The 13126-nt window shown below is 54.9% G+C and carries 8 protein-coding genes; 6 read left to right on the top strand and 2 right to left on the bottom strand.

Annotated features, from left to right (window positions below):
- The first annotated feature begins 62 nt into the window (after positions 1-62).
- The 4 genes from IE065_RS05935 to IE065_RS05920 all read left to right on the top strand — a co-directional run bounded on the left by IE065_RS05935 (position 63) and on the right by IE065_RS05920 (position 7811).
- Complete coding sequence (locus IE065_RS05935; protein WP_189512872.1) at positions 63-1265, top strand: DUF2851 family protein; 1203 nt, start codon at positions 63-65, stop codon at positions 1263-1265.
- A 76-nt stretch (positions 1266-1341) separates the two neighbouring features.
- A complete protein-coding gene (locus tag IE065_RS05930) occupies positions 1342-4527 on the top strand; it encodes an AsmA family protein (protein ID WP_189512870.1) in 3186 nt (1061 codons plus the stop codon).
- Entirely contained in the window at positions 4499-5818 is a 1320-nt protein-coding gene (locus IE065_RS05925; RefSeq protein WP_189512867.1) for an anaerobic sulfatase maturase, read from the top strand. The genes IE065_RS05930 and IE065_RS05925 overlap by 29 nt, the downstream gene beginning before the upstream one ends.
- A 313-nt stretch (positions 5819-6131) precedes the next feature.
- Positions 6132-7811 (top strand): choice-of-anchor I family protein, encoded by a 1680-nt coding sequence (locus IE065_RS05920; protein ID WP_189512865.1) that lies wholly within the window; start codon positions 6132-6134, stop codon positions 7809-7811.
- 102 nt (positions 7812-7913) lie between these two features.
- On the opposite strand, the gene IE065_RS05915 is transcribed toward IE065_RS05920, so the two are convergent.
- Entirely contained in the window at positions 7914-9659 is a 1746-nt protein-coding gene (locus tag IE065_RS05915; protein ID WP_189512864.1) for an ABC transporter ATP-binding protein, read from the bottom strand.
- Between the two features lie 114 nt (positions 9660-9773).
- Between IE065_RS05915 and abc-f the strand changes: the two genes are divergently transcribed.
- On the top strand, positions 9774-11783 hold the full coding sequence (gene abc-f / locus IE065_RS05910; protein ID WP_189512862.1) for a ribosomal protection-like ABC-F family protein: 2010 nt from the start codon (positions 9774-9776) through the stop codon (positions 11781-11783).
- 7 nt (positions 11784-11790) lie between these two features.
- Here abc-f and IE065_RS05905 read toward each other — a convergent pair whose 3' ends face one another.
- Positions 11791-12222, bottom strand: coding sequence for a hypothetical protein (locus IE065_RS05905; protein ID WP_189512859.1), 432 nt, complete (start codon positions 12220-12222; stop codon positions 11791-11793).
- Positions 12223-12464: 242 nt separating this feature from the next.
- On the opposite strand from IE065_RS05905, the gene IE065_RS05900 reads away from it, so the two are divergent.
- Positions 12465-13126: M15 family metallopeptidase (locus IE065_RS05900; RefSeq protein ID WP_189512857.1), on the top strand; the 662-nt coding region annotated here is incomplete at its 3' end.

Here is a 13126-nt window from a genome sequence, read left to right as displayed (position 1 = left end):
GATCACCGTAGGCGCGGATTGCGCTTGGCGTCGTGCTCAATGGCAATAGTCTATCCTACACCATGACTGCTTTTCCACCCGCCCAACCAAGCCCCCCCCTAGAGGTCGCCGAAATACCCGGTGAATTCGGCCCGGTCAGCTTGTCTGAGCGCGTCGTGCAACACATCTGGCTGCGGCAGGATTTTTGCTCCAATGGCCTGAAAACGCTCTCTGGGAAACGCGTCACTGTGCGCCGCCCCGGCCAATGGAATTTGCAAGAAGGCCCCGACTTTCGTGACGCCCTAATTGAAATCGACGGCCAACGCGTCACCGGAGACGTGGAGATTCATTTCTACCAAGGCGACTGGTTTGCCCACGGGCACGAAACCGACGGCAATTTCGACCGCGTCGCCCTGCACGTGGTGGTGTTCGATGACGGTGCCCGCCCGGCCTATACTTCACTGGGTGCCCAGCCTGAGGTCATTGCGCTACTGCCTTATCTCAATCGTGATCTGGAATCCCACGCCATGGAGGACGCCCTCCTCGCACTGGAACGCCGTGACCATGTTGAATTGCTCGAATTTTACCTGAGCCTCCCCCCCCCCGCCCGATGCGCCGACCTCCGAGACCTCGCCTTCGACCGCTGGCGACAGAAACGCCGCTACGCGCAGCTTCGCCTCAAGCGCCTCGGTTGGCCGCTCGCACTGCATCAGGCATTCCTCGAAACACTGGGCTACCGTCGCAATCGTGCCCCAATGAACATTTTAGCCGAGCGCTTCCCGCCGGAAACCATGCGCGGAATGGGCGCGGAGGAGCTTTTTGACACCGCAAAGGGGCAATGGAAGCTCGCGGGGCTCCGGCCAGCCAACCACCCCCGTAAACGTCTGGAGCAATGCCTCGCCCTGCTCCACGCCCGCCCCGACTGGCCAAGCGCGCTAAAAGGCTGGTCTGCACTCAAAACGCCTGCTGACCCCGACGAAGCTACGGGCATTGTCCGCCGACAAGCCAGCTTTACCCGCCTGCGCGCCGAACTCGCGGAAGACATTCTCGCGGGCGTCCTCACTGGCTCACGGCTGGATACACTCGTCGTAGACGCCTTCCTGCCTCTGCTCTCGGTAGAGCTGGATCAGGACTTTTTCGGCCTGTGGCATCACTGGATGGCTGGGGATGCCCCCGCCGCACTGATCCAGTTCCTCCGCGAATCCGGCGTAACTAGCGCACGCCAACCACGTTGTAATGGCCTCCTGCAAGGGGCATTACAGCGGTTCTTTACGCAGGGCCTTTAATTTATATTCCGCTAAGATTAACCCTTTCCCTTGTTACTGCTGTCCAACTGAGTAAGCTATACCAACCAAACCCACTATGAAAAAGTTTCTCAAAATCATCCTTATCCTCGCCGTGCTGGTTGTCCTGCTCTTGGTCATCGGCGGCATCGTCATTACACGGCCCGGCTTCCAGAAATCCGTTTTCCTCAGCGCGATGGAGGGCAGCGTTGATAGCGTTCAAGTCGAAACCCTGCAAGCGGGCACATCCAAAGTCGCCATCAAGGGCCTCGATATCGAGCAAAACGGAGCCATCGTCAAACTGGGCGACCTGACTCTTAACTATTCGCTGTGGGACTACATTTTCGACAAGGAAATCCGCATCGACGTGCTGGCAATCAAGGGCCTCTACGTGGACACCACGAACATGAAGCCCAGCGAAAAAAGCGATAAGGATAAGGATGACAGCCCCAACGTGGACGGCGGCGTTCCCGAGTTTAAGGGCATTTTTGAAAACACCGAAATTCCAGTCAAAATCTTCATTGGCAAGGTCGACATCGATGGCGAAGTGCGCATGCCCAATCGCCAACTGACCTTTGCGCTAAACGGCGGCGACATCGCCCCCGGCAAGGAAGGGAATCTCACGATCTCCGGGCAATTGAAAGACCAGACACCCGGTGCCGCAGCCAGTCAGTTATCTGTGAATGGCGCGTTGACACTTAACCAGACCACCGGCCAAAAGCTCGACAACATCACCTTCAATGGCGACATCAGCGCAAGCGGCGGCAACCTTACCTCGCCCGCCAAAATGACGATCGCCTTGACGGCGGAGAAGCAGGCTGCCACCGAAACCTACGCGTTTACCGTCAGCACGAACAGCCAACAACTCGCCAACCTGCAGTCCACTTTTTCTCCAAAGACAGAATCGCTCGACGGTTCGTTTACCGCCAATATTGATCGCGCTGACTTGGCCCCATTTTTGATGGGAGCCGACCTGCCAGACTTCACGCTGACCATGGACGAAAAATTCCAGCTCGACGGCAAAGCTGACAAGTTTGATGTCGCGGGCACACTCCAGCTCGACCTGCGCAACCTCGCCCAATGGAAACCCGAGCTGGCCGATGTCGGCTCAGGCACACTTAAAGCCACGCTCAAGTCCACCATCGTGCCTAAGCAAGTCTTGCTGGAAACGCTGGACGCGAATTTCGTCACCGCCGATGGCCGCAAGCTTTTGGCGATCGATCTTAAGCGCAAGTTCACGATCAAGACTGTGGACGGCAAACCGCAACTGGATGGCCAGCCCGGCGAATTGCTCTCCATCGCCCTGTCCAACCTCCCTGTGGATTGGCTCAGCCCATTTGCCCCAAACATGAAGCTTAGCGGGGATAATATCTCCGGTGCCGCCACCTTCAGCGGCACCGACGCTGACTCATTTTCCGTCAAAAGCACACAGCCTTGGCAAGTCGGGCGACTAAGCGTGGTCAAGGACGGCAAGCCGCTCCTCGATTCAGTGGACATTCAAATGACGCCCGACGTCGCCGTGAAGGGCAAAGACCTGACGGTCACCGTTAACAATGTTCTCTTGGCCAGTGGGACTAAGAAGCTGATCCAAGGCAAGTTCGACCTAGCCGCAAACATGGAAGAGTTTGCAAAGACGACCAACGTGACTCTCGACCTCTCTGGCGACCTCGCGAAACTTCAAGCCCAGCCAATGCTCGCGGCCTATGCTGGCCTCGCAGGCGGCAATTACTCGCTCAAGGCCAACGTCGTCCCCGGTGACAGCGGCATGGATATTGACGCAACCCTCGCACTGATAGACCTGACCTCCAAGAAGACTTTCGTCCAGCTCCCCAGCGCCACGTTATCGGTGAAGGGCACAGTCGACGGATCGGATAATATCAACCTCCAAGGCCCACTGGTGATCAAGGGCGTTGCACGCACCACTGACGCACAGATTGTCGCGAAGATCGACCGCACCAAGGGCGTCAACGATTTCCAGTTGGACATTACCGGCAACACACTGGTTTACGATCAGCTGAATTTCCTGATGGACGCTTTTAAAGACCCGAATGCTGTAGCTAAGGCCGCCCCCCCCCCCTCCGCCAATCAACCCAAGGTCAAACAGACCACCGTCGAGCCAGACAAAATTGCCGTTTGGGATGGCAACCAAGGCGAAGCGAACCTCAAGTTCACCAAGGTCTATTGGGACGTCAATCAGGTGGATAATCTGGAAGGCAAGCTCGTGATCAACGCCGAGACACTGCGTCTTACGCCCTTCAAAGCCACACTCAACGGCGCGCCCGTGGAGCTGAAAACCATCATCGATTTCCGTAAGGGTAACCCAAAGCCCTACCTGTTCGACGCCAGCCTCGACCTCCAACAATTAGAGGTCGGCACCATGCTCTCGAAGGACGGAAACCCCAAAAACTCCAGTGTCACAGGCCCCTTCACGATCAAGGGTTCCGCCAACGGCGAAGCTCCCACTCTCGGCCTACTGACCGAATCCGCGTTGTTTGACTTTGACCTCAAGGGCGGCCCCGGCATTGTCCGGACACTTCAACAAAACAATGTCGTCGGCGTTGCCGCAGGCGGCCTCAGCTTGGTCAGCAGCTTAGCGGGTCTGGCCGGTGGAGACACCATTTCACAGAACCCAGGCATTCAAAACCTCAACGCCTTGCTCGACGCAATTAGCAAGGAAATCAACTACGACCAGATTTCATTCGTCGCAGACCGTAAGGAGAATCTAAACATCAACGTGCAGGAATTCTTGCTGGTCAGCTCGACGAATAACCTGAAGTTCAAGGGCAATGGCGGCATCACCTATCAAGCAGGCGTCCCGATGAAACAGCAGCCCCTCGTTATCAATAGCCAAATCTGGACCAAGGGTAAGCAAGCCGAACTATTTAATAAAATCGGAATCCTCGGACAGGAGAAGGACAAGGACGGCTACCAAGCCGGACCAAGGTTTGACATTACCGGAAGTATGGCAAGTGTGGACTACTACAGCAGCTTGGCCAAGTCGCTCATCACCAATGTTCCTAACCTAGTAGGCGGACTTGGAGGCGGGGCGTTGGAGTCCATCATCAGCCCCATCACGGGCTTTGGCAAAGATGGCCAACCGACCGATCAGACCAAAACTGAGCAGACTGAAAAAGATAAGCAGAATCAAGAAGCCACGAACGCCGTCGGCGGCCTCCTGAAGGGTTTACTAAAGCCCAAACAAACGCCACAGCAACAGCAGCCATCAACCCAACCCGATGCCCCAGAGTCCGGTAATTCAAATTGACGAAAAACTGACCGCAGGTCCCAAACAGGAACTGGCGCAAGCGCCGTTCCACGTGATGACCAAGCCCATCGGGCCGCTCTGTAACCTCGATTGCGAATACTGCTTTTACCTCGAAAAGGAAAATCTCTTCGCCGCCAACGAACGCTTCAAAATGAGCGACGAGGTGCTGGAGGGCTACATCCGCAATTACATCGAATCGCAGCCCGAGCAAAACGTCACCTTTGCTTGGCAGGGGGGGGAGCCGACCCTGCTCGGCGTAAAATTCTTCCAGAAGGTTGTCGCCCTCCAGAAGAAATACGCGAAAGGCCGTAATATTGAGAACGCGCTCCAGACCAACGGCACTTTACTTGACGAAAACTGGTGCCGCTTTCTGCATGACGAGAATTTTCTGGTCGGCATCAGCATCGACGGGCCTGAAAAACTCCACAACCAGTTCCGTGTCGATAAAAAGAAAGGCCCGTCCTACTCGCAGGTCATCCGCGGCATTGAGCTGGCCAAGAAATTCAAGGTCGAATTCAACACGCTGACCTGCGTCCACGCAGGTAACGTCGATCACCCGCTGGAAGTCTATAAGTTCCTGAAAAACATTGGCTCCGGCTACCTGCAATTTATCCCCATCGTCGAGCGCCTCCCCGACGAGCACTCACGCGACATTGGCCTGCAACTCGCCCATCCACCAGACTTCCGTAACCCGCCCATCGAAAAGCGCCCCCCCGTCATGGCGCACTGGAGCGTGGATGCTAAAAAATACGGCGACTTTCATTGCGCGATCTTTGACCGCTGGGTCACACGTGACATTGGCAAGACCTACGTTCAGATCATCGACATGGCCCTTGGCAAGTGGCTCAACATTCCCGGCGGCCTCTGCGTGTTCGCTGAGACGTGCGGACGCGCTATGGCCATCGAGCACAACGGCGACGTCTACACCTGCGATCACTATGTTTACCCGCGTTACAAGGTCGGCAACGTGCTCAACCAGTCTCTCGGTGCCATCGTCGAGAGCGAGCCGATGAAAAACTTTGGCGAGGAAAAGAAGTCCATGCTCCCACAGAAATGCGTGAAGTGCGACGTCCGCTTTGCGTGCAATGGCGAGTGCCCGAAGCATCGCTTCACCTGGACCAGCGACGGCGAGTATGGCCTCAATTATCTCTGCCCGGCCTACATGAAATTCTTCCGCCACATCGACCCGGCAATGAAAATCATGGCGCAGCTCTACCAGTCAGGCCGCCCACCCGCTCAGATCATGGAGCTAGCCAAAAAAGATCCTTCGATTTTGAAGAAGCGGCGCTAGGCTGTTTTTTTAAAGCTCCGACAGTCGATAAAACTGATCGCAATTTACACGATCGTTGAACGGCTATGCGCGCCTTTTACCCTCTAAGGGCATTACTTGGGTCGACGTTACGGCGATGAAAAAATCGTAACCAAGCTGCCATAACCCTTTCGTTTGCAAGGCATTCTGTCGCTGTCTTCACATATTTGGCACGTAAACGACGCCATTTTGCGTCTCTATCCATGTAACAATGGACGTTGATGAAAATTCCGTGGCGGCTCACGGTATTTCTTTGTGCCCGCCCACCTTTATACAACCGAAATCAACGCAAACTATGTTACGTGAACAAATCTCCCGGAGGGCAAAATTGCTCGGCGCTTCCGTGGCCATGTCGGCCATCATGCTACCGCTATCACTTCACGCCCAGCCCGTGCTGACCCCGATTGGCGTCTATGAAACCGGACTCTTTGACGAGAGTGCTGCGGAAATCACCGCCTTCGATCCTGGCAGCGAACGCCTCTTCCTGGTCAATGCGAACGACAGCTCAGTCGACATTCTCGACCTGAACAATCCCGCCAATCCCGTCTTCATTGACCAGATCGACATTCAGGAACTTTTTGGTTCGGATACGATCAGCGCAGAGCCCAATAGCGTGGCTATCCACAACGGTTTAGTTGCGGTGGCAATCGCTCGCAAACGTGACTCCGACGACATGCCATTGACCGGTTTTGCGGGCTTCTTCGACGCCAACGGCAATCTGCTGACTTCCACCGAAGTTGGCTACTTGCCCGACATGATCGTTTTCACGCCTAATGGTCGCTTCGTTTTGACCGCCAATGAAGGCGAACCAAACCCCGACTACACCTTCGACCCAGAAGGCTCGGTAAGCGTGATCAATGTCAGCGCTGTCGCCAATCGCATGAAGCTGATTGAGCGTCGACCACAATTGGCCGGACGCCTACGTTTCACGGCACCACGTGCGCGCCATGCCACCTTCGAGAAGTTTGAAAAGCCCTTCTTCAAGCGTCGTTTCGATCTGGACGATGTGCGTGTCTTCGGCCCCGGTGCCAGCCTTGCACAGGACCTGGAGCCGGAATACATCGCTGTCTCAGACGACTCCCGCTACGCCTACGTGACCTTACAGGAAAACAATGCTCTGGCCACCATCAGTATCGCCAGTGGCCGCGTAATCGCCATCAACCCATTCGGCTTCAAAGACTGGTCCAAGTCCGCTCTCGACGCCAGTAACAAGGACGACGAAATAAACATCCAGCCTTGGCCCATCTACGGCATGTATCAGCCTGACTCCATCGCCACTTGGTCGACCGGATCTGGCTTCCAAGCACGCACCTACGTGATCACCGCAAATGAAGGCGACGCGCGCGATTACGACGGCTTTAGCGAAGAAGAGCGCATCAAGGACATCGTCCTCGACCCCACTGCTTTTCCCAACGCCGCCATGCTACAGGATAGCGCCAACCTCGGCCGCCTGAACATCACCACCACCCTCGGCGACACCGACAATGATGGCGACTTCGACAAGCTCTACGCCTACGGCGCACGCTCATTCTCCATCTGGGAAATTGGCCGTCGCAATACGATGACCCAAGTATACGACAGTGGCTCGGTCTTCGAAGATATCATCGCCGACGAAGTTCCAGAATACTTCAACTCGTCCAACGACGAATCCGGCTTCGACAGTCGTAGTGACGACAAAGGCCCCGAGCCCGAAGGCGTAACGATCGGCGTTGTCAATAACCGCACCTACGCATTCATCGGTCTTGAGCGCATCGGCGGGATCATGGTTTACGACGTCACTTCGGCTGAGACTCCTGAGTTCGTGCAGTACATCAATGTCCGTGACTTTGAGGCCGATCCAGAAAGCTCCGAAGCCGGCGACCTCGGACCAGAAGGACTTCTGTTTATCCCAGCGAGCGACAGCCCCAACGGGATCAACCTCCTCGTTGTTGCCAACGAAGTCAGCGGCACGGTTCGCGTGTATACCTTCCAGTAAGGCATATCTCCGCAACTAAACTTATAAAAGCCCGTGGCGTTACTGCTGCGGGCTTTTTTTATAGCTGGATACTTAATTCAAAAGGCGAATTCGCCTCCTGTATTAATGCTCCTGCATAGCGAGTAGGTCGGCAAAGGCACCACCTGACTTGGCAGCCAGTTCTTGATAAGTGCCCATTTCAATGACTTCGCCTTGGTTAAGAACCACGATAAGGTCGGCTTTGCGGACGGTGCTCAAACGGTGGGCGATGGTGATCGTTGTCCGGTTTTTGGCAATACGCTCCAATGCCTCCTGGACGATGTGCTCGCTCTCGTTATCCAGCGCGCTGGTCGCCTCGTCAAGGATCAGCATGACTGGGTCACGCAAAACAGCGCGTGCGATGGCGATGCGCTGACGCTGGCCACCAGAGAGGGCAACACCACGCTCGCCGACCTTAGTCTCAAGTCCCTGTGGCATGTCCTGAATAAAGTCCCACGCATTAGCGACCTTAGCCGCATGGATGACTTCCTCCTTGGTTGCGTTGGGTTTGGCAAAACGAAGGTTATCTGCAACCGAGCCAGATATCAGCAAATTGTCCTGCATCACGATCGCACAATGCCGACGAAAGGCGCGAATCGCGAGATCCTCCTGAGGCACACCATCAATACAGATTTCACCCGAGGTGGCAGGATAAAGCCCAAGGATCAGGTTGACCATCGTGCTCTTACCAGAGCCACTGGCACCCACGAAGGCCACATGTTTGCCGGACTCGATCGTGAGGCTCATGTCTCGGATCGCATAGCGTTCCGCCCGATCATATTTAAAGGAGACGTTGCGCAGCTCGATCTTGGCGAGTAAGTTTTCTGGCATACGCTTACCCTTCCACTGCTCAACATAGCCCGAGTCGACGAGTTCCTTGATCGAGCGATAAGCCTCCTGCCCCTGCATGTATTGCAGGTTGAATTGCGCCAATAACTGCGCCGGAGCTAGGATGACCGGAAGCGAACCCACCAGCGCCACTAGGGTGCCCAACGTCAGTTGGTCATGCAGCACCAGAACCGAACCACACGCAATGGCCAGAATCTCGATGCAGGCAAATAGGGAAAAAACCACCCAACCAAAGGTCTGGTTGAGCTCCATCTGAATGCGGCGACGCTCGCTGTAGTTCCCGCTGATCGAGTCCATATTGGCCTCAACGGGCTTTTCCTGACCAAACCCACGGACCAAACGAATCGCAGAAATGAACTCGTTGGCGTGGCCGGTCAGCTTCTCCCGTGCACGGCGGACGCACTCATTCGAGAGGCGCAAGCGGCGCATAAAAACCACCCGCACAATAATCACTGGCGGCAAGGCTACGGAGACAAACAGCAGCAACCATGGATTCAGGAAAGCCAGCGCACAAATCAACAAGGCCGAACGAAACAGCTCAGGAATCACTGAGGAGACCATGGGCACCATCGCCATTTCCACATTCTGCGTATCAAACGCGTACTTGGAGAGCAAACGCCCGGTCTGCGTGCTGTCCAGAAAGCCAAAGTGCATAAACTGCAACTTGCCAAATATACGCCCACGCATGGAGTTGGTCAGCGCCTGAGAATTGGTCGCCAGAAGCCGAACGGCCTTGATCATCGCGAAGATGTGCAGACTGAGCAGCGTCAATGAGACACTTGCCAACTGAAGGCAGAGCACGATGTCCTTTGAGGACAGCCCCTTGTCGATCACCTGCTGGGTGATGATCGGAAACGGCACCACCACGATCACGCTAATGATGCGCCAAAAGAGATAATCTTTAAATATCCCTTTGCTCTTCCACATTAGAGAGCGAAGATCGCTCCCCTCAAACGGGTTCGATAGGTCAAATTTGCTCATGAGATCGCGAATTGAACGACAATCCGCTTACGGGTTAGCTACCGTATTTATAAAATGGCCTTTTAAAATTGATTGAGGCAAGCACGTTTGTCCACGAATGTGCTCTAAAAATCCATGATTACTTTGCGAGACATCCATCTGCGCTTTGGCGCACGCACCATTTTCGGCGGCATCACGAGCACCATCACTGCACGCGACCGCATTGGCTTGGTCGGCTCCAACGGTGCCGGTAAGTCCACCCTCATCCGACTACTCATGGGCGAACAGGAGCCCGATGGCGGCGCGGTCGAAAAGGCGAGCTATGTCACCCTTGGCCACCTCCCCCAAGACGGCCTTGCCGTTAAGGGTCGCCCCCTGCGTGACGAAGCCATGACCGCGTTTGAGGACGTCCTCGAAATCCAGCGCAAAGTCGACATCGCCAGCGAACGCCTTCATGAGCTCGACCCAGCCGAAGAAGAATACGCCGATACACTCGAGGTGATCGGCGCGCTCGAACACCACCTCCACGACGCCGAGGCGCACAAACTCCCCTCCCGCGTCGAACGCGTACTCTTGGGCCTTGGCTTTGCCGTGAAAGATCTGGAGCGCGACTGCGGAGAATTCTCAGGTGGCTGGCAAATGCGCATCGCCATGGCCAAGCTGCTCCTCCGCGAGCCATCGCTCCTCCTGTTGGACGAACCGACGAATCACCTCGACCTCGAGTCCCTCTGCTGGTTTGAGCAATATTTGCGTCAATACGAAGGTGCCGTAATCATCGTTTCACACGACCGGGCATTCCTCGACAGCCTGACGCAGCGCACGTGGTCGTTGACCAGAGGGCGGCTGGAAAATTACTCCGGCAACTATTCCTTCTTTGAAACCGAGAGCGTGATTCGCCGCGACGCTCTGAAGCGCTCCGCCGAAAGCCAACAGCGCCAGATTGCCCAAACCGAACGCTTCATCGAACGATTCCGCGCCAAGAGTTCCAAGGCAACCCAAGTCCAAAGCCGCGTTAAGGCGCTGGAGAAAATCGACCGCATCGAAATCGAGGACGAAGAAGACCGCGTGCAGTTTAGCCTCCCCAAAGCCCCCCATTGCGGCCAAGTAATCCTGGAGCTCAAGCAGGTCGTCAAACGTTACGGCGACCTCGAAATCTATCGCAACCTGGACTTCAAACTCGAACGTGGTGACCGCGTGGCGGTCGTCGGGCGTAACGGCGCGGGTAAGTCTACCCTGGCCCGCATTCTCGCCGATCAGGAGCCCATCCAAGGCGGCGAACGCATTGTCGGCTATCAGGCGCAGATCGCATATTTCGCACAGCATCAGGCGGACGAACTTGACCCGATGGAGAACGCGCTCAGCATCGCCGAATCCGCCGCGCCCCAAGGCGAAGGCCGTCGCGCACGGACCTTGCTCGGCGCATTCCTTTTCAAAGGCGACGATGTCTTCAAGAAAGTCAAGGTGCTCAGCGGCGGGGAGAAAAATCGCCTCGCGCTGGCCAAAATGCTCCTCCAGCCCTTCAATTGCCTAATCCTTGACGAGCCAACGAATCACCTCGACATGCGTTCCAAGGAAGTGCTCCAGCGCGCGCTCAAGGAGTATGATGGTGCCTTGATCATTGTCTCGCACGACCGATCATTCCTCGACCCCATTGCCGAAAAAACGCTTGAGATCAGCGCCGATGGCGCACGCATGTTCGCGGGCAACGTCACGTATTATTTGGAAAAGATCGCCGCCGAGCGCGACGCCCAACGCGCCGCAACAGACTCCAAATCCGCATCCGCCAAGACCGCCGCCAAAGCATCACCTGCTGCTCAAAACTCGAGCAAAGCATCCTCCCCGGCCAACACCACTCCCGAGCCCGACGGACTCTCCGCCAAAGAACGACGCAAACTCGTTGCCGAGCGCAACCGCCAGCTTGGACCGCTCCGCAAACAAGGCGATAAACTCGAAGCCGACATCGCCACTTGGGAGGCCGAATACGCCGAGCTCGAAAAGAAAATGATGGACCCCGCCTTCTTCAAGCAAAGCGGTCCCGCCACCAAGGAATCCATGGACCGCTACGACTGGCTCAAGACCAACATCGAACGCGCCTACGCCGACTGGGAAACCGTCCAGAAAAAACTCACCGGGCTGGAGGACTAAGGCCCCCTTATCCCTCAGCGATGGACGACAGGTCCGCCGTTTCCGTGGGCTTATAAATCTTGTAGATGTAGATGATGTTAAAAATCGGCAGGATGATCGTGTACACCATCAGGATATAAGGAATGTTCGTGATCCAGAACAGCGTCTTACTTCTCAAATCCAGAAACTTGTAGGCAAAGAGCACACCAATGATGATGGAAATTGTCGGAATGGCGAGCGCGTGGGCCAAGCCGCCTGAGAGAAATTCATAGTAGAAGCAGACATTGCCAAGCCCCACCATCGGCGTGGCCACCAAGTTACCGAAGAGAAAGAAAGCGCCGTAGCGGAAATCTTTGTACTGCGGACGCGTGCAAGCAACAATGGCGATAATGAGCGCCAAAAACAAACCTCCATATGCCAGGCCAGCGCCAAGATAAAGTAACGTATGATTCTCTTCCATTATGTATCGTTAATCTATGATCACTGAATGCTTCCTTCTCCGATCGCAATTGTCAATGAAGCTTGGCAGCCGAACACATCCCCTCAAGCGTCACTGAATCGGTCAACTCATACCGAAAATTGATATTGATAAGGCATTTCCTCAATGATTAAATCAGGTACAATGAACGTTGCTCCAACCAGTGGCAAATCCTGCAACAATCGCATCCTGCGCGTATACTAAGCTGTTGTGCAGAATAGAAAATGCAGACACTCCCTCCAATTTCAGAAGAGCAGAATCTAACCTCAATAATTGATGAAGAGGAAGAATTCCTGCTACATCCACACGCCGCAGATTCGTGGCTGCGATTGAAAGCAAAAGCTATATCTGAGGGGATAAACTTACGAATTGTATCGGCGTTTCGTAGCGTTGCGCGCCAGGAAGAGATAATTGAAAGAAAACGTAGAAAAGGCATATCCGACACCGAAATTTTCAGAGTGAGTGCCCCAGCTGGGTTCAGTGAGCATCATTCAGGGCGTGCTATAGATATTACCACTGATGGATACCCTCCTCTTGGGGAGAAATTTGAGACGTCTGAGGCATTTCATTGGCTACAAGAACATGCTGTAGAATTCGGCTTTATACTTAGTTACCCACGCAACAATCAATTTGGCATCGCCTATGAACCATGGCACTGGTTGCATAAAACTAAGCACAACCAGTCGGACGTCTCAATTCCGTTACGCGCTCCGCTACTTGAGACTCCTCCACGTTCGAAGAAGAAAATAAAAATTATGCAAACCGAATTTGATGAAGAGCGCTGGCCAGATTTGACTCAATTTCGTCATGCTTGTCTTGAAGACGCATATGAGGTCATGGCAGAAATCGCTGAGAAGAATCGCCGATGGTATCGAAGAGAAAACCC

The sequence above is a fragment of the Cerasicoccus arenae genome (genome assembly GCF_014651635.1).
In the GTDB taxonomy this organism is placed as follows: Bacteria; Verrucomicrobiota; Verrucomicrobiia; order Opitutales; family Cerasicoccaceae; genus Cerasicoccus; species Cerasicoccus arenae.
The sequence above is the reverse complement of the archived record's forward strand: the minus strand, read 5'-3'. Positions and strand labels throughout refer to the sequence as shown.

What these genes read in the sequence shown, in the direction of transcription:
- IE065_RS05915 (WP_189512864.1), bottom strand. Translation starts at nt 9,659, where the DNA reads ATGAGCAAATTTGACCTATCGAACCCGTTTGAGGGGAGCGATCTTCGC.
- IE065_RS05930 (WP_189512870.1), top strand. Translation starts at nt 1,342, where the DNA reads ATGAAAAAGTTTCTCAAAATCATCCTTATCCTCGCCGTGCTGGTTGTC.
- IE065_RS05935 (WP_189512872.1), top strand. Translation starts at nt 63, where the DNA reads ATGACTGCTTTTCCACCCGCCCAACCAAGCCCCCCCCTAGAGGTCGCC.
- IE065_RS05905 (WP_189512859.1), bottom strand. Translation starts at nt 12,222, where the DNA reads ATGGAAGAGAATCATACGTTACTTTATCTTGGCGCTGGCCTGGCATAT.
- IE065_RS05920 (WP_189512865.1), top strand. Translation starts at nt 6,132, where the DNA reads ATGTTACGTGAACAAATCTCCCGGAGGGCAAAATTGCTCGGCGCTTCC.
- IE065_RS05925 (WP_189512867.1), top strand. Translation starts at nt 4,499, where the DNA reads ATGCCCCAGAGTCCGGTAATTCAAATTGACGAAAAACTGACCGCAGGT.
- abc-f (WP_189512862.1), top strand. Translation starts at nt 9,774, where the DNA reads ATGATTACTTTGCGAGACATCCATCTGCGCTTTGGCGCACGCACCATT.